The sequence below is a fragment of the Bacillus sp. RSS_NA_20 genome, assembly GCF_020165915.1.
In the GTDB taxonomy this organism is placed as follows: Bacteria; Bacillota; Bacilli; order Bacillales; family Bacillaceae; genus Bacillus; species Bacillus altitudinis.
In genome coordinates this window covers 1624449-1645765 of sequence record NZ_JAIUKW010000005.1, presented here as the reverse complement: position 1 = coordinate 1645765, position 21317 = coordinate 1624449, and the positions used below count along the sequence as shown (strand labels likewise).

Annotated in this window: 22 protein-coding genes; 8 read left to right on the top strand and 14 right to left on the bottom strand. The window is 41.2% G+C overall.

All coding sequences use genetic code 11. From position 1 onward, the window contains the following. Positions 1-84: 84 nt before the first annotated feature. The 6 genes from LCD32_RS14200 to malK all read right to left on the bottom strand — a co-directional run bounded on the left by LCD32_RS14200 (position 85) and on the right by malK (position 7558). Complete coding sequence (locus LCD32_RS14200; RefSeq protein WP_224564050.1) at positions 85-1044, bottom strand: ABC transporter permease; 960 nt, start codon at positions 1042-1044, stop codon at positions 85-87. Next, a complete protein-coding gene (locus LCD32_RS14195) occupies positions 1045-2091 on the bottom strand; it encodes an ABC transporter permease (protein ID WP_048002202.1) in 1047 nt (348 codons plus the stop codon). Next, positions 2084-3619, bottom strand: coding sequence for an ABC transporter ATP-binding protein (locus LCD32_RS14190; RefSeq protein WP_008345830.1), 1536 nt, complete (start codon positions 3617-3619; stop codon positions 2084-2086). The genes LCD32_RS14195 and LCD32_RS14190 overlap by 8 nt, the downstream gene beginning before the upstream one ends. Before the next feature lie 159 nt (positions 3620-3778). Next, complete coding sequence (locus LCD32_RS14185) at positions 3779-4861, bottom strand: BMP family protein (RefSeq protein ID WP_035701194.1); 1083 nt, start codon at positions 4859-4861, stop codon at positions 3779-3781. Positions 4862-5256: 395 nt separating this feature from the next. After that, complete coding sequence (locus LCD32_RS14180) at positions 5257-5964, bottom strand: response regulator (RefSeq protein WP_024719723.1); 708 nt, start codon at positions 5962-5964, stop codon at positions 5257-5259. Then, positions 5957-7558, bottom strand: a complete 1602-nt coding sequence (gene malK, locus LCD32_RS14175; protein ID WP_017367953.1) for a malate sensor histidine kinase MalK — start codon at positions 7556-7558, stop codon at positions 5957-5959. The genes LCD32_RS14180 and malK overlap by 8 nt, the downstream gene beginning before the upstream one ends. A 185-nt stretch (positions 7559-7743) precedes the next feature. Between malK and LCD32_RS14170 the strand changes: the two genes are divergently transcribed. Beyond that, entirely contained in the window at positions 7744-8301 is a 558-nt protein-coding gene (locus LCD32_RS14170) for a YufK family protein (RefSeq protein ID WP_017367952.1), read from the top strand. 43 nt (positions 8302-8344) lie between these two features. On the opposite strand, the gene LCD32_RS14165 is transcribed toward LCD32_RS14170, so the two are convergent. From LCD32_RS14165 to LCD32_RS14155, 3 genes are all read right to left on the bottom strand, one after another. Further along, a complete protein-coding gene (locus LCD32_RS14165; protein ID WP_017358953.1) occupies positions 8345-8755 on the bottom strand; it encodes a thiol-disulfide oxidoreductase DCC family protein in 411 nt (136 codons plus the stop codon). 18 nt (positions 8756-8773) lie between these two features. Further along, on the bottom strand, positions 8774-10675 hold the full coding sequence (locus LCD32_RS14160) for a transglycosylase domain-containing protein (RefSeq protein WP_224564046.1): 1902 nt from the start codon (positions 10673-10675) through the stop codon (positions 8774-8776). Positions 10676-10783: 108 nt separating this feature from the next. Then, positions 10784-11962, bottom strand: a complete 1179-nt coding sequence (locus LCD32_RS14155; RefSeq protein ID WP_220482436.1) for an MFS transporter — start codon at positions 11960-11962, stop codon at positions 10784-10786. Positions 11963-12180: 218 nt separating this feature from the next. Here LCD32_RS14155 and kapD point away from each other — a divergent pair, with 218 nt between their 5' ends. Further along, positions 12181-12798 carry a 3'-5' exonuclease KapD gene (gene kapD / locus LCD32_RS14150; protein ID WP_025207898.1) on the top strand — a complete coding sequence of 206 codons (618 nt, stop codon included), beginning with the start codon at positions 12181-12183 and terminating at the stop codon, positions 12796-12798. On the opposite strand, the gene LCD32_RS14145 is transcribed toward kapD, so the two are convergent. After that, positions 12795-13187 carry a kinase-associated lipoprotein B gene (locus LCD32_RS14145; protein ID WP_017358956.1) on the bottom strand — a complete coding sequence of 131 codons (393 nt, stop codon included), beginning with the start codon at positions 13185-13187 and terminating at the stop codon, positions 12795-12797. The two genes, kapD and LCD32_RS14145, sit on opposite strands and share 4 nt — an antisense overlap. A 93-nt stretch (positions 13188-13280) precedes the next feature. Between LCD32_RS14145 and LCD32_RS14140 the strand changes: the two genes are divergently transcribed. Continuing rightward, positions 13281-13457: a hypothetical protein gene (locus LCD32_RS14140; RefSeq protein ID WP_008345810.1), complete on the top strand. Its 177-nt coding sequence runs from the start codon at positions 13281-13283 to the stop codon at positions 13455-13457. Here the strand turns inward: LCD32_RS14140 and LCD32_RS14135 are convergent, their stop codons facing one another. Together LCD32_RS14135 and LCD32_RS14130 are read right to left on the bottom strand one after the other, a co-directional pair. Beyond that, positions 13458-14750 carry a sensor histidine kinase gene (locus LCD32_RS14135; protein ID WP_017367947.1) on the bottom strand — a complete coding sequence of 431 codons (1293 nt, stop codon included), beginning with the start codon at positions 14748-14750 and terminating at the stop codon, positions 13458-13460. It abuts the gene before it with no gap. A 133-nt stretch (positions 14751-14883) separates the two neighbouring features. After that, the gene (locus tag LCD32_RS14130) at positions 14884-16059 is read right to left on the bottom strand and encodes a MalY/PatB family protein (RefSeq protein ID WP_035701182.1); all 1176 of its coding nucleotides are present in this window, start codon (positions 16057-16059) and stop codon (positions 14884-14886) included. A gap of 83 nt (positions 16060-16142) precedes the next feature. Between LCD32_RS14130 and LCD32_RS14125 the strand changes: the two genes are divergently transcribed. Next, complete coding sequence (locus LCD32_RS14125) at positions 16143-16403, top strand: DUF1871 family protein (protein WP_025207895.1); 261 nt, start codon at positions 16143-16145, stop codon at positions 16401-16403. On the opposite strand, the gene LCD32_RS14120 is transcribed toward LCD32_RS14125, so the two are convergent. Then, complete coding sequence (locus tag LCD32_RS14120) at positions 16400-17224, bottom strand: alpha/beta fold hydrolase (RefSeq protein WP_017358960.1); 825 nt, start codon at positions 17222-17224, stop codon at positions 16400-16402. The two genes, LCD32_RS14125 and LCD32_RS14120, sit on opposite strands and share 4 nt — an antisense overlap. Positions 17225-17402: 178 nt before the next feature. On the opposite strand from LCD32_RS14120, the gene LCD32_RS14115 reads away from it, so the two are divergent. The 3 genes from LCD32_RS14115 to yugI all read left to right on the top strand — a co-directional run bounded on the left by LCD32_RS14115 (position 17403) and on the right by yugI (position 19688). Continuing rightward, on the top strand, positions 17403-17903 hold the full coding sequence (locus LCD32_RS14115; RefSeq protein WP_007500517.1) for an Lrp/AsnC family transcriptional regulator: 501 nt from the start codon (positions 17403-17405) through the stop codon (positions 17901-17903). Then, positions 17904-19097, top strand: a complete 1194-nt coding sequence (locus LCD32_RS14110; protein ID WP_017358961.1) for an aminotransferase — start codon at positions 17904-17906, stop codon at positions 19095-19097. A gap of 198 nt (positions 19098-19295) precedes the next feature. After that, positions 19296-19688, top strand: a complete 393-nt coding sequence (yugI, locus tag LCD32_RS14105) for a S1 domain-containing post-transcriptional regulator GSP13 (protein WP_024719717.1) — start codon at positions 19296-19298, stop codon at positions 19686-19688. A gap of 67 nt (positions 19689-19755) precedes the next feature. Here yugI and LCD32_RS14100 read toward each other — a convergent pair whose 3' ends face one another. Continuing rightward, a complete protein-coding gene (locus LCD32_RS14100) occupies positions 19756-19992 on the bottom strand; it encodes a DUF378 domain-containing protein (RefSeq protein ID WP_060698151.1) in 237 nt (78 codons plus the stop codon). Positions 19993-20136: 144 nt separating this feature from the next. On the opposite strand from LCD32_RS14100, the gene LCD32_RS14095 reads away from it, so the two are divergent. Next, the gene (locus tag LCD32_RS14095) at positions 20137-21300 is read left to right on the top strand and encodes an iron-containing alcohol dehydrogenase (protein WP_017358962.1); all 1164 of its coding nucleotides are present in this window, start codon (positions 20137-20139) and stop codon (positions 21298-21300) included. Positions 21301-21317: the final 17 nt, after the last annotated feature.

The window sequence follows — 21317 nt, the reverse complement described above, 5'->3', positions numbered from 1 at the left end:
AACGGGGGTTTTGTCGTTTTTATCATACAAAAATCCCCTGAAGATAGTTTGTCCTTCAGGGGAGTGATCATACATGGTATTTATTTATCGTTTTCCTTTTAAATAAGGAGTACCAAGTGCTTTTGGAGCGTCTGCTCGTCCAATGAAGCCAGTAAGAGCTAGGATCGTCAGCACATATGGTGCAATGAGCATGTACACGTTCGGGATATCTTGAAACAGCGGAAGCAGAGAGCCAATGATGCTTAAGCTTTGTGCAAATCCAAAGAATAAAGCAGCGCCCATAGCGCCAAATGGGTGCCATTTCCCGAAAACAAGGGCGGCTAACGCAATGAAGCCTTGTCCTGTAATGGTGGCGTGTGAGAAATCAAGAGCGATGGTCGATGCATACACAGCTCCGCCAAGACCGCCAAATAGACCACTAATGAAGACGCCGATATAGCGCATTCGGTATACCTTGATTCCCATTGTATCAGCTGCCATTGGATGCTCTCCGACTGCACGAAGTCGCAAGCCAAACGGCATTTTAAATAAAACAAACCAAGCGACAACCGCAAGAACCAATGCGAGAATGGACGTATAATACACATCTTTAAAGAAAATATCACCAATGATCGGAATGTCACTAAAAAGGGGAATATCTCCTTTATAGAAAGGTTCTGTAATTTTATCCGTTTGTGCTTTGCCATAAATCAGTTTGACAACAAACAGCGTAGCACCAAGGGCAAGCATGTTAATCGCAACACCACTGACCGTTTGATCTGCTCTGAACGTAATAGTGGCAACAGCGTGAATGAGTGAGAACACGCCGCCAATGGCCATACCAACAAGTAGACCGAGCCACGGGGTCAAGGCACCAAACGTATCAGCAAACATTAAGTTAAAGATAATACTAGAAAATGCTCCGACGACCATCAAACCTTCAAGACCGATATTGACGACACCTGATCTTTCTGAAAAGACGCCTCCAAGAGCGGTTAAAATAAGTGGTGCAGCATATACAAGTGTAGCCGGGACGATGATTTCAAGAATTTGCAGAAATCCCACTTATTTTCCCCCCTTTTTCTTCAATTGTTGAATGACAAGACGGATGATATAGCTTGAGGCAACGAAAAGAATAATGATCGCAATCACAATATCAACGACCTCAGTCGGCACGCCAGATTCAAGCGGCATGTTTAAAGCACCGACTTTCAATCCACCAAGCAATAATGCCGCTAAGACGACACCAACAGCTGTATTTCCGCCTAATAAGGCAACAGCGATTCCATCAAAACCAACGCCAGTGAATGATCCTTTAATCGAAGCATATTCAAATGTTCCGAGTCCTTCCATCGCACCTGCAAGACCTGCAAAGGCACCAGAAATGAGCATCGCATAAATGATGTTGCGTCGAACGTTCATCCCAGCATAATGAGAGGCCTGCTGGTTCATCCCAACTGCGCGTAATTCAAACCCTTTAGAGGTTTTCTGGATAATAACCCACATGACAACAGCCGCAATAATGGCAACAAAAATCCCATTATGCATTCTAGAGAAATCAGTGATCTGCTCAAAAAAACCAGATCGAAGGGAAGCTGTTGCATCAATTTTTTCTGTTTTATCTTTATTGTTTGTTAAGACATTTGAGATTAAATAATTTGTGACATGAAGGGCAATGTAGTTCATCATGATGGTGACAATGACTTCATGTACGTAAAAACGAGCTTTTAAAAATCCGGGAATAAAGCCCCATAATGCACCAGCAGCAGCTGCTGTGATCAGTGCAAGAGGCAGATGGATATACATAGGTGCATGGACAGTTGTGCCGATCCATACAGCAGCTACCCAGCCAATCAGCATTTGACCTTCTACCCCGATATTAAATAGGCCTGTCCGAAATGCAAAGGCAACAGCAAGTCCTGATAAAATATAAGGCGTGACTTGTCGGATGGTTTCTCCCATATAATAGGTTTCACCGAATACGCCATTCCAAAGGGCGCTATAACCTTCGATGACACTATAACCGCTTGCCAGCATAATGATGGCCCCAACGAAAAGACCAAGTACAATGGCGATAAGCGGAATCAGCAGATTTGTTAAGCGATTAGACATTTGCTTCTTTCCCCACTTCCTGTTGCGTACTTCCAGCCATTAACAGACCAAGTTCTTGCTCTGTTGTTTCTTTTGGATCCACAATGGCAATAATGCTGCCTTCGAAAATAACAGCAATCTTATCACTGACATTGATAATTTCATCAAGCTCAAAGGATATGAGCAGAACAGCTTTGCCTGAATCCCTTTGTTCAATCAGACGTTTATGAACAAACTCAATGGCTCCGACATCAAGTCCACGTGTCGGTTGTGCGGCAATTAATAAATCAGGATTTCGGTCAACTTCACGGCCAATAATGGCTTTTTGCTGGTTACCGCCTGATAGCGCACGTGCTTCTGTATATTCACTAGGTGTCCGTACGTCGTATTCAGCAATGATTCGTTTTGCTTTTTGATAAATATTTTTCATATTCATCAAGCCAAACTTCGAATATGGACGCTGATAATACGTTTGTAAGGAAATATTTTCTCCAATTGAAAAGTCAAGGACAAGTCCGTGCTTATGACGGTCTTGAGGAATATGTCCGATACCAGATTCTGTGACCTTACGAGGCGGGAGATTTTGAATGGCTTTCCCGTTTAGCATGATCGTGCCAGATTCGGATTTTTTCAGACCTGTAATGGCTTCAATTAATTCAGATTGACCATTTCCGTCTACACCCGCAATTCCGACAATCTCACCAGCTTTCACTGATAAATTGAGTTGTTTCACGGCTTCAATTCCTCGTGCATCTTTGACAGTGAGATCTTGAATTTGCAAGACTTCTTCAGCAGGGGAGGCTGCTTTTTTGTCTGTTTTAAATGAGACTTCGCGGCCGACCATTAAACTGGCAAGCTCGTCTTTGTTTGTGTGTTCCACATCAAGTGTACGAATGCCTTGCCCTTTTCGGATAATGGTCACGCGATGACAGGCATCCATAATTTCTTTTAGCTTGTGGGTAATTAAAATAATGGATTTGCCTTCATTGATTAAGTTTTTCATAATTTGTATGAGTTCTTTTATTTCTTGAGGTGTTAAGACGGCTGTTGGTTCGTCGAAGATCAAGATATCAGCGCCGCGGTATAGTGTTTTTAAGATTTCTGCTCGCTGCTGCATACCGACTGAGATGTCAGATACTTTAGCGGCAGGGTCTATTTTCAGTCCATAACGGTCAGAAAGTTCCTGCACTTGCTGAATGGCTTGTTCTTTGTCAATCTTTCCAAATTTCTTTGGCTCTTTTCCTAAAATGATGTTTTCAGCCACAGTAAATGTATCAACTAGCATAAAATGCTGATGGACCATTCCAATGCCTAAATCACTTGCATCATTTGGACTTGAGATTGTAACCGGTTTTCCGTGTACCTTGATTTCACCTTTTTCAGGCTGATACAGTCCGAAAAGTACGTTCATGAGCGTTGATTTTCCAGCGCCATTTTCACCAAGCAGCGCATGAATTTCGCCCTTTTTTAGCTGCAGCGTAATGTTATCATTTGCTACAATGCCAGGGAATTCTTTGCGTATATTCAACATTTCAATGACATAATCCACAGGTTTAACCGCTCCTTTTTTAGGGTGCTGATGAAGATAAAAACTAGCAAAAGAAAAGCTGCAAAACAAGGCTGCAGCTTTTCTTTTACCACCTTTTACGAATAAAGAGGAGGTAAAGGAGAGGCAAGGGGATAAGGCGCGCTTATCCCGATGCACAAATTAAGCTTTAAAATCTTTTAGTTCATCACGTGTTGCAGGGATTTTCACTTCACCCTTGATGATTTTTTGTTTCCATTCTTCGACTTTCTTTAATACATCTTTATCAAGATTCTCTTGAGATGGAGAGATGTCAACGCCGCCCTCTTTCAGACCGTACGTGATGACTTCGCCACCAGGGAATTTACCTTCTTTTGCTTTTGTTGTTAAGTCTTGTACCGCTGTGTCTACTTTCTTAATCATAGAAGTAAGAGTGACACTTTGTTTTGTTCCAGGTACTTTACCTTCGTCATACTGGTCTTTATCAACACCAATGACCCACACTTTGCGGTCAGGATCAGCTTTTTTCAGGTTTTTCGCTTCTGTGAAGACACCAGTTCCAGTTCCACCTGCTGCGTGGTAAATGACGTCAACGCCAGATTTGTACATACTTTCAGCTGTTGCTTTACCGATGTCTGCTTTATCGAATGCACCAGCATATTTCACTTCAACTTTTGCTTTTGGATTAGCTGCTTCAACGCCTGCACGGAAACCAACTTCGAATTTTCTGATTAATTCAGAATCAACGCCGCCAACAAAACCAATTTTGTTTGATTTTGTAGAAAGAGCCGCTGCCACACCTACAAGGAATGAACCTTCGTTTTCGTTAAATGTAATGCTTGCTACGTTGTCTTTTTTTACAACTGCATCAACGATGGCAAAGTGGTTTTTCTTACGTTGATCAGCAATTTCAGTAATAGAATCTTGCATTAAGAAACCAATTCCGTAAATCAAATCAAATTTCTCACGAGCAAGTGTGTTTAAGTTTGTTGTATAGTCAGCGTCTGATTTAGATTGTAAGTAATCAAAGCCGTTTTTACCTTTTGTTAAATTGTTGTCTTTCCCAAATGCTTGTAAACCTTCCCAAGCAGATTGGTTAAACGATTTGTCATCGACACCACCGACATCAGTTACCATTGCAACAGTGAATTGATCTTTATCTTTTTTGTTTTCACCGCTGTTTGAGCCAGAGTTGCCGCATGCTCCAAGGATGGTTCCTGCTGCTACGACTAAGGACAATGCAAGTCCAATTTTGCGCTTCTTCAAAACATAACCCCCTATAAAATTTAAAAGTTTCAGAAAAGTCTCGCGAAAAAAGACCGACACTTGCCTTCTCCTATCCTTGTGAAAAGGGTATTTTATCCTGCATTCTTTTAAAATTGATGGAAACAGGAGAGAAGATGTAAGACATCAGACTTATATCTCGTTGAACTAATCAATCATAATTTATCATTTCCCATCGAATAAATAAATAGAAATTTGTTTTATTTTTAAAAAAATGTTAAAAGGCTAAATTCGATGTCTTTTTATGTGCTGAAATATGATATAATGCCGCTTTTATGATGTGCTCTACTACAGTGGAACCACTGATATCAAGGGGTTTGTGACATCGTATGCCATAAAAAAACATCTGGCCTTTGTGAAAGGTCAGATGTGTCAAATTAAAGATATTGCTGAATCAAATTCATGTTGCTTGTATTCAGTTTATATTGGAAAACAGGGCGGCCGATTGTCCCGTATGCCATCTCCACATCAACCACTTCGATATCCTCAAGAAATTTCAAGTATTTTCTAATTGAAACTTGAGAGATTTCAGTATGATTGGCTAGGTCTTCGGTCGTGAAAGCCTGCTGACCGAATGATTGAATGCTTGTCCAGATGAGTTTGAGTGTGCTCTTCGTCAGGCCTTTTGGCAGCAGGACTTTTTCCGCCTCTGCTTTTTTATGAAAAAGCTTCGCGTCTAAATCATTTTGCGAGATGCTGTTCATCGTTTGGTATAGGGCATGTTTTCTTTTATATTCTGCCAGTGCTGATTGGAAGCGTTCGAACTCAAAAGGTTTGATTAAATAGTCGACAGCTCCGTTTCGCATCGTTTGCTGTACGACATCCACTTCATTTGCAGCTGAAATGACGATGACGTCAACGGAATGATTTTTCTCACGAATTTCTGATAATAGGGCGAGCCCATTTTGTCCAGGCATATAAATATCAAGCAATACAAGGTGAATGATTTCTGATTTTAAGATGTCTAGTGCCTTCTGAAATGAGGTGGCAATCCCTTTTAATTCAAATCCTTCTATTTGGGTCAAGTAGCGTTTATTCAGCTCCCCGACCATTGGGTCATCTTCTACGATCAACACATTAATCATGTGAATCCTCCTTTTGTTTATATGGAATACGGAGACTAAAGGTCGTTCCTTCTCCTTTTTCGCTTGTGACGATCATATGTCCGTTCAGTTTTTTGATGCTTTGGTCAACAAAATAAAGGCCAAATCCTCTGTCTTCTCCTTTTGTTGAAAAGCCTTGATCAAACATAATGTCCTGTTCTTCTTTTGTCAGACCGACACCTGTATCTGTAATTTCAATATGAAGCTGCTCTTGGACATATCTGAATGAGATGGAGATATTTTTGTTCTCTGTATGGGAAACGGCATCGAGTGCGTTATTTAACAGATTACCGATGACCGTAATAAGGTCATGTGTGACTGCTGGGTCCTCCGAGTTTGGTACCTGTGTACTGCAATTGACTTCTAAAGCTGCGCCTTGTTCTCTGATGTAGCTTTGTTTTCCTAGTAAAAACCCGGCTAAGACTGAGTTTTTCACATGGTTGATGATTTCATTTGTTTCTGTCTGCTGATAAATTGCAATATCTTTAATATAGGTGCCAAGGTCATCATAGTTCTTTAGCTGGACCAATCCTAAAATGACATGGAGCTTGTTCATAAATTCGTGTGACTGGGCACGAAGAGCATTGGCATACATCTTCACCCCGCTCAGCTGCTCAGCCAGGTGTTTGACTTCTGTTTTGTCACGGAAGGTTGCGATCGCTCCGACAATTTCCCCTTTTACCGTAATCGGCACCTCATTAAAGACCAGCTCCAATCCGTTCATTCTGACATCGCGATCAAGCAGCGGTTTCCGTGTTTCGATTACTTGCTTTAAGCCGCTTGAAGGAAGAAGAGCCTGTACATCTTGTTCTCTAGGGTCAACCATAATGCCCATATTATGAAAAAGACGTTTAGCTTCTGCATTTGCCAGCTTGATTTTACCGTGCTGATCAACGGCAAGAATGCCTTCTTTTGTTGATTCTAGCATAGCGCTTCGTTCTTTTAATAATGTGGCAATTTCATCTGGCTCTAGTCCAAACATAATCTTCTTTACTTTACGTGCCACAATGAGTGCACCGATAATGCCAGATAAAAGGCTTAGCGATGTGACAAAGTAGAGCGGGAGCAGGCTTTGATGAATAATTAAATCAATCTCCTTTAATGTAATCCCAACTGCCACAGCCCCGAGCTGCTTGCCATCTTGGTTATAAACAGGAACAAAGGCACGCATGGACTTGCCAAGTGTTCCAGATGCGGTACTAATATGTTCTTTACCCTGTAATGCCGGTTTTTCATCACCGCCAGCAAACCGCTTCCCAATCTTTTGCGGATTCGGATGTGTTTTGCGGATACCGTTCATATCCATGACGACAACGAATTCGGTTTTGGTAATACGCTGAACACTTGTTGTATATTTTCGCAGTGCTGTATATGATTGATCTTTTTCCAATGATTTTGCTGTGATCGGAGCCTCTGCGACCATTTTGGCAGTGGAGAGGGCGATATCACGTTCCTGCTGATGAATATTTTTGGCTGTTTCTGACCAGATCGTAAAGAATGTGATACAGAGGGAGATCAGGACAACAATACAGACAAAGATCGTCAGCCGTGTTTGCAGTCTTAAAGTTTTTTTCACGAGTATACCCCTAACGCGCAATTTTTTCGTAATAGTAATACTTTAACGGGAAAATGTAAGTTTGTGAAGGAATGTACGTGCAAAATCACAAATTTGATTTAGATTCCAGTTTACTTGGAAAGCATCTTGTCAATCCGTTTTAAGTGAGCCATAATAAAAATGAGCTTATGAGAAAGGATCTATTTATGAAAAATACATATTTGACTGGATATTTTCCGCTGATTTCGATTTTGCTATTCAGCTCTGCCTTTTCTATTTTTACAGTAGGTATCACGACTGACTTCTTGACCCAAGCAGGGATTTTAAAAGGAATGCTGGAATTTTTCTCTGAACAGGGCATTCGTCTTGCTTTGTTTGCCGCATTTGCACTTGTTTATTTTATGATTTTATCTGCTTTAAAACTCATTGCAGATACGGTGTTAGAGTTGGCGCTGCTCTTTTTTGCAAAGGACCCTGAAGGGGAGAACTTAAAGAAAATTCGGATTGCATCGGTTGTCTATTTGTTTGCCAGCTTACTTGCATTTCTATTGACGCAGCAGCTCATTTTGCTTGTTGGACTTTTTGTTTTAGCAAGTCTCGTCTATTTTATCTGGGTTGTGGTACGCATTTATCAATCACTTTCCATGCTGAATTTAATTGGGTTTATGATGTTTAATCTGCTGTTTTGGGCCACGTTTTTGATCGGCATTTTGTACTTATTTATTAAGCTTTATAACAGTGTGATGGCGAGTCTGCCAGCTTAATCAGACGAAAGAAAGCATCCTCCGATGATGGAGGATGCTTTTTTTATGGAAGAAACCGCTTCTGAATATCAGGTGTAGGCATCATACAGGATGTTTTTTGACCAAACCATTTGTAGCGATTCTTTGCAATGAGCTGATAAAACCAGTCACGGATTGGACGAGGGATCGCGAGGAGTAAATAGCTCCATCTGTATATCCCTTTTAAATGCCGCGCGGCTTTTAAGATGCCTGTTGACTTCATATAAAGGGTCCCATTTTCAATATAAATGAATGAATTGAACTCATCTAAAGGCAAGCCGTTTTCTTTTAAAATACGCTGCCCTGTATCTGATTGTAAAGAAGCAAACATCATCCGCTCATTCGGGTCGCGCTTGATGATAAACTGAACAGCACCACTGCACACGTTGCAGACACCGTCAAATAAAATGAAGTGAGAGGGTTGTGTTGAATGCATCGCAATCAAACCTCCTGTTTATCTAGCGTATTGCATAGTTTGTTTCCAAATACGTAAGTGCGGGCTTGAACTATAAATAGATTCAACGGTTCCTCTATCTCTTCCTACCCATACACCCATTGTGTATTGATCTGTCAGGCCAACAAACCAAATGTCTTTGTAGTCATTGGATGTCCCTGTTTTTCCCCCAATGTAAGGAGAATTGAAATTCGCCTTTTTCCCTGTTCCACTTTTCACAACAGAGGCAAGTAGCTTGCGCATTGTTTCATTTGTACGCTGAGAATAGATTTGCTTCGGCGACTCTTTCCACTTGTAAAGGGTTTTGCCGTTTAAGTCTGTGACCTTTGTAATGGAGTGATTTCGCGTATAGGCACCTTGATTGCCAAACACGGTATATGCATCGGTTATTTCTAGCGGCGAGAAGCCTTTTGTAAATCCTCCAAGTGCAGAAGGGAGGCGGTAATCATCTGCGACAATATGTTCGAATGAAAACTTTTCTAAATAGCTGAAGCCTTTTTTGACACCGACTGTATCAAGCATACGAATCGCTGGTGTATTGTAAGAGTTCTTAAAGGCTGTTTCAAGTGTTACAGTTCCATACGTTTTATGATTATAGTTTTGCGGGCAATATCCGCTGCTGCAAAACTTGCCGGCACTGATTTTGCTTGATGCCGTGGCACCGGTTTGATCAATATAAGGGCCATAATCTAACAGCGGCTTAATGGCGGAACCTGGTTGTCTTTGCGCTTGATAGGCGTAGTTGAAATCAAACTTTTTATAATTCTTCCCGCCAGCAAGTGCGACGATTTGATGGGTTTGGTGGTTAATGACTGCTGAACCGCCTTCCACACCTTGATAAGGCAATTGTGCATTGAGCTGATAAACCGCTCTTTGTTGTAAGGAAGGGTCTAGTGCTGTATAAATCTTCACACCATCTTGAAGCAATGCACTGACCTTTTCTGATAATTCTTTTTGAATTGCCTTTTTTGCGCCAGTTGTTTTGGCTTTTTTCAATCGTTTTGTAAAGCCTTCCTGATCAGACACCAGATCGGTAAATTCTTCATTGGCGTATGTCACATAGTCAGGGTAAAGGTTTTTCTTTTCACTTAAGGACAAGCTGATTTTTTCTTTCACTGCTTTTTTGTATTGCTTCTTAGTAATGACACCATCTTTTTCTAAAATACCAAGCAGCCGTTCCTGGCGTTTCTTTGTATGTTTGAATTGTTTCAATGGGTCATACAGCGTAGGGTTGTTAGGAATCGCAGAAATAAATGCCATCTGTGCAAGCGTCAAAGAACTAAGCGGCTTATCAAAATAGTAATTAGCCGCAGAACCGACACCGTAAACCCCGTTACTGAAATAAATCGTATTTAAATAGCTTTCGAGAATTTCCTCTTTTGTAAATTTTCGCTCGAGCTCATAGGAATAGAGCAGTTCTGTAAACTTTCGGCTGAATGAACGTTCATGACTTAAATATAAATTACGGGATAACTGTTGTGTGATGGTGCTAGCGCCTTGACTAATGCCATGGTTTTTCACATTTGCGGCAAGGGCACGAATCACGCCCATAAAGTCAATGCCTTTATGGTCATAAAAGTTGCGGTCCTCTGATCGGAGGAACAGCTCCTTGACGGAATCAGGAATTTTATCGTACTTCACGAAAACACGGTTCTCATCGTTTGATACGATCTCAGAGATAAGAGAACCATCTCGATCATACATATAACTGTTTTGGGAAAAGTCTACCTTTTCCAGCTTGATTTTTTGATCAAGCACTTCGTTAACAGGTTTTACACTTGCGGCTTCTTCCTTTGATAGATAAAAAGTCAGAACAAATAATGGGATGAGGGCAGCAAGTAATAACCAACCAATGATTGCACGAAACATGAGGTCACTCACTTTCTTCGGATTTCTAGCCATATCGTACCATTCTTTTGCGATTACGAGAAGGTTATTTTTAGAAAAGAATAGACGTGAAGTCTAGTAAACAAGGCATTTAGACAGAAGAAAAGAGTATCTGATGATGGATCAGACACTCCTCTCTTTTGTCTTTGATTGTGAGCGGACCGCCCATAAAAATAATGCCCCGAAAAGGAAAATGCCGGCGGTAACATAAAAGACAGCTGGAATTCCGTAATGACTCGCCACAATACCGCCTATGACGGGTCCGACGACATTTCCAAGAAAGCGGAAGCTGACATTGTAACCAAGCACTTCCCCTTGCATAGAGGCAGGCGCTTTGATGCGAATGTAGGCCGTCGTACAAGGAATGATGCCACCTAGTGCCATCCCGTATAAGAAACGGAAGATGACTAACATCCCGTAGGAATCTGCCATCGCTTGCGGGATAAATAAAATGGAGGAGAGGATGAGAAGGGCAAGCAGCACCTTATCGTGACCAATACGATCTCCAAGATCTCCCCATTTCCGTGTAAACAGCAAATTGCCAAGCCCGGTTGCAGAAAACGCCAGACCTGCATAAAAGGCAAGATTGACTGGGCCGTGTAAATCATGAATGTACAAGGCTAAAAGCGGCTGAATACTAAAGTTCCCGACTTGCGTAATAAATGTGAGAAGCATGGTGACTACAAGTAAAGGCTGTTTGAAAATATGGACAAGGACGTCCTTCCGTGAGTAAGAAACCCGTTTTGCTTCTTTTGAACGGATCGGCTGTTCTTTCACACCGAAGATAATGACAATCGCTGACACATATATGACAGCAGCTGTTAAGAAAAATGTATAAATGAATCCGACACTGTCTGCCATAAATCCACCCATTAATGGACCAAATAACCCTCCGGCGACATTACTCATCTGCATCGTACCAAGGGTCTTACCGGCTGTTGCCTTTTCGGTCTGTGCAGAAATCAGTGCCATCGAAGTCGAAATAAAGCCTGTCACAAGCCCCATGAAAAGCCGTAACGCAAATAGTTGATAAACGGTTTGAACAAGCCCCATTAATAAAATGCTTGTTGCAATCCCAATGCCGTTAATGAGCAAAATCTTTTTATAGCCATGCCGGTCACCAATCCGTCCCCAAATTGGAGAAATGAGAAAGGCTGTTAAAAACGTAACCCCAAAGACATAGCCGCTCCATCTTTGAACAAATTCATTCGAATAACTGCTATCAAGGGACTCTATGTAAAGTGATAAAAAAGGGACGATCATTGTAATGCTGGCAGATACAAAAAAGTTCACAAACCACATGATGTACAAGTTTTTCTTCCTGTTTGTGATAAAGACCACCTTCTTTATTTATTTCGTGTTCCTTAATAATTATAAAGGAAAATAAACGATCTTTCATCTGATGAATAGGTTGGGCATAGTGAATCTGCATTATTTTCACGAAAATGAAGTGATTTCAAAGTCCGTCTTAATATAATAGTAGCAGGATGGAAAACAGACGAGAAAGTGGGGTGAGACTGATGGAACAGAAGACGCTGCTTGTGGTCGATTTTGAATTTACGATGCCTGATGGGAAATATCATCCGCAAAATTTTTTCCCGGAAATCATTGAGGCCGGTGTCGTTAAAGCATCAAATGAAACGATCATAGACACATTCTCAAGCTATGTCAAACCGAAAAAGTTCCCGAAGCTGACAAAGCGCTGTAAATCGTTCCTTGGCATTACGCAGCAGGATGTAGAAAGCGGGATTTCTTTTGAGACGTTTATCGAGAAGCTCGTGTCACTCGATGGGGGAGAAGACTGTGAGATTATCACATGGGGAAATATGGACATGAAGGTACTGAAGCAAAACTGTATGCTCAATCATATTGGTTTTCCTTTTAAGGGGAATCAAAGGGATCTGGCTTTTGAATATAAAACCTTTTTTGGGGATAGAACACTCACAGGACTTCGGAAAGCAGCTAAGGAGTACGGCAGTGAAGGAGCTGGTAAGCATCATAAAGCACTCGATGATGCCATGACCACTTATCAGCTGTTCACCCTTTTTGAAAAAGATCGATCCTATGTGGAAAATCCGCAAACAACCAAAATTGGTGAACTCATTGACTTCTCTCACTTTTTTGATTCGGCAGATTAGCGGGCGTCTTCTGGAAAATAATCTTTTTCAAGAGAAGAGAGGCACGCTCTTGATTTTTCAGCCCACTTGGAATCATCCGCACTGAGCCCTTTTTTCAATTTGTCTACGGCGTCTTTCAGTGATACTTGATAATCAGGTATGTCGCCATCATAAGGCTTGACCATATGATGAGGGATGTTCGTCTGTTCCCTAAAGGCCAAAGCTCGTCTTTCCTGAAAAAAAGGTACGTCCGCTTCTTTTGGATGATGCAGGTCACCTTGAGTGGGGTGTGTTAAAACCGCTTTTACTTGAACGAGATAAGTAGATGGTTTAACGGCTGTCACTTCCCCAATGTAAACACCTGTTTTGTAAAAACCTTTCACGATTTGTCCAATCTGAATGTCTGTCATATGAAATTCCTCCATTTCCTTCTCATAAGAAGGTATTTCCTTTCTTTTAGCCAATATAGTGAAGTAAACGAGCAAAAGGGGGAAGAGCGGAACATGTCGTTCATCATATTCTTTCTACTGTATTTTCCTGAAGATAAAAGGGAGTATATCCCTGCGGCAATCACGACGGTGCTTTTCTTTGCTGCTGCATTTATTTGCTTTCGTCTGATCGTTCGTGCTTCTAAAAAGCAGGAGCAGATCGATGAAAAAAGGACAAAAAAAATGGATTGATCATTTTCTTCTTGTATCTTCAGGAAACTTCACGGTGACTGTTGTACCAGACTGCAATGAGCTTTTGAAACGAATCGTTCCATGATGATTTTCAATGATGGAAAATGTCACTGTCAACCCAAGCCCTGTTCCTTTATTTTTCAATGTGTAATAGGGTTCACCAAGCTTTTTCATTTGGCTTTCTGACATGCCTACACCGTTATCAACGAAATAAAGGCAGATTCGATGATTTTCTTTTGAAGCAAACAGTTCGATTTTACCTTCGTGTTCGGGCGCTGCTTCGATTGCATTTTTGATTAAATTAATCATGACTTGTTTGATTTTCGTTTCATCACCTTGGATGTATAAGTCTGGTTCAATCGATTGATGAATCGTGACCGACTTAAAATTCGCATAGGATGTCATCAGCGATGCACATTCTTCAAGTAATTTAGATAAATTGAGAGACTCAATTTGATAATAATTTTGTTTCGCAATATCAAGATAGCTCGTAATAATATCCTGCGCACGGTCAAGTTCAGATAAAACGAGATTTTTATAATCTTTATTGGTTGACGGCTCTTTCGAATTGTCACTTGAAAAGAGCAGTTGGATAAATCCTCTCACCACCGTCAGTGGATTGCGGACTTCATGGGCGACACTTGCTGCCAGTTCACTCACAATCGTCAGTTTCTCTGATTGGACAAGCTGTGTTCTCATTTGCGCATTCTCTTTCACAAACTCAATGGAATAAATACTCAGCACAAGAAAGAATATGTAGTAAAGAGTTGAGAAAAATAATTCGAGCAGCTTTTGCTGCATAATGAATGCAGGGCTGTACTCTATTAAGCTGACCACAAGCAGTCCAATGTAAATAAACATCCCTTTTGATAACGCAATCAGGACTCCGTATAACAGCTTTCTCTGCTTAGAATATTGGCGCCATTTCCGGTAAAGCAGGAAAGGAATGAAAAAGTAAATCGGTACAACAATCAATCCAACCCATAAAAAAGAGCCATACATCACGAACTTTACGGTTGAACTAACCAAGATAGCGACGATTCCGGCGGTATATCCCCCGTATAAAATAGCCAGTACAAGGGGAATCGATTGAAGCCCAGTCTGCAAATCTAAAATCGAACCAACTGGATACATAATACATAGTGCTGATGAAATGGATGCAAATATGGTGATGAGCAGTTTATTCGTTTTAGGGAAATGAGCAGGGGTCCGGCTTAGCCATAGTGCATGATATAAAAAGATTGGAAATAGAATAAAAGATACATGGAGCAGAAAATCCTTGAACATTTCCATTTAAATGCTCTCCTCGTAAATAATTGTAATTCCTCTCATTATATCATTTCATGTACAAAGTAGATATGATAATAGGAGGGTTTTTTTCTTTAAAAAGAACACCCGTTAGGATGTTCTTTTGATAGAAATGGTTTTATTCGGATGATTGAGTGAATGCTTGATGAAGGCGCTTCAGACCTTCTTTCACTGTTCCGGCAGGACAGCCTAGATTCATTCGAATAAAGCCGTCTCCTTCGTGCCCATATACGTTTCCGAGCTCTAGTATGACCTTGCCCTTTTTCAGCAGATTACGTTTCAATTCTGCTTGAGTGAGCTCATAATCACGAATATCCAGCCACAATAGATAAGAAGCATCTGGTTTCATATAACGCATGCTCGGCAGATATTCATCAATATAATCCATTGCGATCTTCATATTATTTTCGAGATAAAGAACAAGTGAATCAAGCCACTCATCTCCGTGGCGATAGGCCGCCTCCATGGCAGGAATCGCAAAGGCATTCAGTTTAGACAATCCATTTCTTTGCACTTCATTGGTGAAAAGGGTTCTTTTTTCTTCATCAGAAATGATAATGGCAGATGCCTGAAGACCAGCTAAATTAAATGTTTTACTCGGTGCAATACACGTTACCGTGATGTTAGCTATCTCATCAGAAAGGCTGGCAAAAGGCACATGCGGCTGCCCGTAAAGCATCAGATCGGAATGAATTTCATCTGACACGACGGTGACACCGTACTGTACACATAAATCTCCTACACGCTTTAATTCCTCTTTTGACCAAGCTCTCCCTGAAGGATTATGCGGATGACAAAGAAACATCAGCTTTGCTTCTGGCCTGCTTAATTTCTTCTCTAAATCATCAAAATCCATCATGTAACGGTTGTTTTCTATTTTTAAAGGGTTGGTTGAGACGATACGTCCGTTTCTTTCAATCATTTGATAGAAGGGCGTATACACCGGTGACTGAATGACCACTTCATCATTCGGAGCTGTAAAGGCTTGTACCGCAAAACTAAGTGCTGTCACGATACCTGGTGTGAAGGTGACGGCATCTGTTTGTATCGTCCAACCGTGTCTTCTTTTGACCCAGTCAGCTACTGCTTGCTGCGTATCCTGATCCTGAAATGCATAGCCGAATACGCCGTGATCTAATCGTTCTTTTAAAGCATCAAGCACGACTTGGGGCGCTTTAAAATCCATATCTGCTACCCACATTGGCAGCGCATCTGTTGTCAGGAATAAAGACTCTGCTTGATCCCATTTGACTGATTTTGAACCTTTACGTATGATCTGTTCGTCGAAATTCATGAAACCCACCTCTAGCCGTTTTTCAACCATTCTTGGTTGTGCTAAAATAAACATCACAAAATTTATTATAAGCGGTGATCCCCATGAAAGATAGTCAAGCTGTAGAAGAGATGATTCAAATCATTAAGGCATGGGACCCTTTTCAGTATGGAGAGGACTTTTACGAAACGGAGCCTGCTGACGTCATCAGTGCCTTATACGACGCAGAAGACCCGTTATCTTTCGCGAAAGACATTCAAGCCATTTACCATCACTCATTTGATCAGCTTCTTCCGATGGAAAGCTGCCAGCATATCGCAAATCAGCTTTTTATCATAAGAGAAAGTAGCTCCTGTTCGTTTTAAGACAGGCTGAAATGACCAATTTGATCAGACACAAAGACCGGATTTTCCTCAGGGATGAGGTGCCCGGTTTTTTTTAATGCGTGAAAGGTTGAATGCGGCAGATCCTTGTGCAGTCTTTCGCCAATTTGAATAGGAACGATCCGGTCTTCCTCCCCCCAAATCAGCAGGACAGGTGTCTCCATTTTCTTTAAGACATCTGACGCTAAATCGCCTTCCCTATGCCGAATCAAACGAAAAATACCTCTGAAAATTTGGTCATCTGAAAAAGGCTTTAAATATCCGTCCACCATCTCTTGATCAATAATCGAATGATCATGCACAACAGCGGTTAAATTCTTCATAATACCTTGCTTGAACAACTTTCTTTTTAAATAAAGATAAAAATAAGGAATATATGTGCTGTAAACAAGCGACTTTTTGGACTTATTCATATACCCTGAGCTGCACAAAAGAACAGCTTTTTCAAATAGGTCGGGACGCTCAGATGCAGCATATAAAGCAATTTGTCCCCCCATGGAATGCCCCACGAGGATCGCATGCTGAATCTGCAAATAACCAGCTAGTTCAATAATGATTTTTGCCATGTTGCGATAGCTGTAAATGAACGTATTCGATTTTTCGGACTGCCCGAATGGAGGCAGATCAATCGCAATTAAATTGAAGTCTTGTTTCAGAAGCGGGATGAGCTTTCGATAGCTGAAGGTAGATGAGAAGAGGCCGTGAATCAAAATCAATGTCTTCTTACCTTCATTTGGATAGTGTTCGTAATAGATATCTAAACCGAATTTACTTTTCATATAGGATGGCTGTACAATGTCCACACTCATCAACTCCGATATTTGATACTCACTCTCTGTTAGGTGACTGTATTGTACCCTAAAAAGTGGATTTTAAGCTACGATTAGAATCTTTTCCCTGCTTAGCATAATGGGAAAAACGTGCTATAATGTTCAGAAGATTTTTTAAAACTAGCTTTTTACAATCAGAGGTGTGAAATCAATGAAACTAACCGAAAAAGAAACTGAAATATTAGAGATTTTAGATGAAAACAGCCGCGCCGATTTAAATACAATTGCAAAAATGGCAGGTGTGACATCAGAAGAAGCAGAAGCCATTATTCAAAAGCTCGAAGATCAAAAAGTCATTATTGATTATTCGACCATGATTGACTGGCGAAAAGTAGACGGACACGAAGGCGTTACAGCGATGATTGATGTGAAAGTGACCCCAAAAAGAGGCGTCGGTTTTGATGAAATTGCTGAACGCATTTACAGGTTCCAAGAAGTGGAGTCCGTGTATTTAATGTCAGGCGTGTATGATTTATCTGTTGTGATCAGAGGAAGATCCATGTCTGATATCGCCCGCTTCGTATCTGAAAAATTATCGACACTTGATTCTGTTGTTTCAACCACTACCCACTTTATTTTGAAAAGATATAAGCATGATGGGAAAGTCTTTGAAACAGGGGACGATGACAAAAGAATCGTGGTGTCTCCTTAAATGAAAAAATCTTATTTATCTGAAACGGTACAAAGTATTCAGCCGTCAGGTATTCGGAAATTCTTTGATTTGGCAGCCACAATGGAAGGGGTTATCTCCCTCGGGGTCGGCGAACCGGATTTCGTGACAGCTTGGAATGTGAGAGAAGCCAGTATTATGTCTTTAGAACAAGGACTGACCTCTTATACAGCAAATGCTGGGCTGCTCTCTTTGCGAAAAGAATTGAGCCATTATCTATATAAGCGGTTTCACATTGAGTACAGTCCTGAAGAAGAACTCATTATTACGGTTGGTGGTAGCCAGGCGCTTGATTTGGCCTTTCGCGCCATTTTAAACAGCGGGGACGAAGTGATCATCCCAGAGCCTTGTTTCGTCGCATATGGGGCTCTTACGACACTTGCGGGCGGTGTACCGGTTTATTTAAGTACATCGGCTGAAAAAGATTTTAAAGCCGATTCTGCTGATCTTCGTACGAAGCTGACGCCGAAAACAAAAGCCATCTTGCTATGCTCTCCATCAAACCCAACAGGGTCTGTTTACTCGAAAGAAGAGCTTGAAGATATTGCTCAGTTTGCAAAGGAGCATGATCTTTTAATCATTACAGATGAGATTTATGCAGAGCTGACGTACGATGAAGCTTTTACGAGCGTAGCGGCGATTCAAGATATGAAGGAAAGAACGATTTTGATTTCAGGCTTTTCCAAAGGGTTTGCTATGACGGGGTGGCGCTTAGGCTATGTGGCAGCACCGCCAGTCCTCCGTGATGCCATGCTGAAAATACATCAATATTCTATGATGTGTGCACCAGCTATGGCACAATATGCCGCAGAAGAAGCATTAAAAAATGGACTTGAAGATGTGGAGAAAATGAAGAAAAGCTACAGAAGGCGCCGTAATTTGTTTGTCGGCTCTCTCAATGAACTTGGACTCACTTGCCACCAGCCAAACGGAGCGTTTTACGCTTTCCCGTCCATTAAAAGCACAGGAATGACTTCAGAACAATTTGCTGAGGAGCTGCTGCTTAGCGAGAAAGTAGCGGTTGTCCCTGGAAATGTATTCGGTCCAAGTGGTGAAGGACATATTCGTTGTTCATATGCGTCGTCACTCGATCACTTGCAAGAATCACTTTCAAGAATCCAGCGTTTTTTACAGAATAGACAAGTGAAAGAAGAAGCACCTGCTATCTTAAAATAAAAAAAGGCATCAATCCATCTGGACTCATGCCTCTCAAATTAGGGGGGAATACTAGAAAGCATTCTTGTTTTCAGGTATTCCCCCTTTTAAACTGATCTAAACCCAATTAAAAAATATTTTGCGTAAAAGAGCGTTCTGTGATATAGTTTTTAATTGCGTATAAACGAATATTAAAACATTTATTTAGGAGTTGTTATCATGGCGACAAAGTTTGAAGTAGGCAGTGTTTACACTGGTAAAGTAACAGGATTACAAGCGTATGGTGCGTTTGTTGCATTAGATGAAGAAACTCAAGGACTTGTGCATATTTCTGAAGTAACACATGGCTTTGTAAAAGACATCAACGAGCACCTTTCAATTGGTGACGAAGTACAAGTAAAAGTTCTTTCTGTTGATGAAAATGCAGGTAAAATCAGCCTTTCTATTCGTGCGACACAAGATGCACCTGAAAGAAAAGAAAGCAAACCAAAGAAACAAAGACCACAGCAAGCGAAAGAAGAAGCTGCTGCACCACAAGGTTTCAATACACTGAAAGATAAACTTGAAGAGTGGATTGAACAATCTAACCGTAAAGACCTTATCAAGAAATAAAAAAAGCACCGCTTCAAACGGTGCCTTAGGCTGCCTCATAGGCAGTCTTTTTTTTATGTCTTTTTCATTAGCGGACCTCTGGATTTGGCTCGTCACGGTGGACAGCTTCTTCACTAGGTTTGAACAACAGACCAAGATTGACAAGACCTGCAATTCCAACAAGACCATAAATAATACGTGATAATGCAGCACCTTGACCGCCAAAGATCGCTGCTACTAAGTCAAATTGAAAAAAGCCGATTAGTCCCCAGTTAATAGCACCGATAATCGTGAGCACGAGGGCAATACGCTGAATAGCACTCATCGTGATTCCTCCTTTCGCTACAGCATCAATACATTTATATTTTGCAGATTTTTAGCCAAACTATGCGTAAGAAAATGGATGAAAGCAAATTACTTTACTTTTGGAATGAAAGAAGCGCATAATGTAGCGCGAGGAGGAGATCACATGGATCGATTTACTTATTGGAACCCAACGAAATTAATTTTTGGAAAGGGAGAAGTATCAGCCCTTTCAGATGAACTAAAACACTACGGAAAAAACGTATTGCTTGTATATGGTGGAGGCAGCATTAAACGAAATGGCCTTTATGACCAAGTTGTCAGCATCTTAAAAGAATCAGGAGCTGCAATCACTGAGCTTGCTGGTGTTGAGCCCAACCCGCGCTTAACAACGGTTAGAAAAGGGGTTGAGCTTTGCAAAGAGAACCAAATTGACTTTATATTGGCAGTCGGCGGCGGTAGTGTCATTGACGCAACAAAAGCGATCGCAGCTGGTGCGAAATACGATGGAGATGCTTGGGATATCGTCACTCGTAAGCATGTCCCAATGGAAGCCATCCCATTTGGTACAGTATTAACACTTGCCGCGACAGGTTCTGAAATGAACTCTGGCTCCGTCATCACAAACTGGGAAACAAATGAGAAATATGGATGGGGCAGTCCAGCTGTCTTCCCTAAATTCTCTATTCTTGACCCAGTCAATACATTTACTGTGCCAAAAAACCATACGATTTATGGCATGGTCGACATGATGTCTCACGTGTTTGAACAATATTTCCATCACACGGAGAATACACCTTACCAAGATCGTATGTGTGAAGGACTTCTTCGTACGGTCATCGAAACAGCACCAAAGCTGATCAATGATTTGGAAAACTATGAGCTTCGTGAAACGATTTTATTCACAGGCACCATTGCACTAAATGGAATGCTTTCAATGGGCGCACGCGGAGACTGGGCATCTCACAATATTGAGCATGCGGTATCCGCTGTGTATGACATCCCTCATGCAGGCGGTCTTGCGATCTTGTTCCCGAACTGGATGAAGCATGTCATTCAAGAAAACCCAGGTCGCTTCAAGCAATTAGCAGTGCGTGTATTCGATGTAGATCCTGCGGGCAAAACAGACGAAGAAGTTGGCTTAGAAGGAATCGAAAAACTTTCTGCTTTCTGGACAAGTCTAGGCGCACCAAACCGTTTAGCTGACTATGACATCAACGATGAGAAAATTGATCTGATTGCAGACCGTGCAATGGCACGTGGTGAATTTGGTCAATTTAAAAAGCTGAACAAAGAAGATGTTCTAGCTATTTTAAACGCTTCTTTATAATCGAACATGGAAAAGAT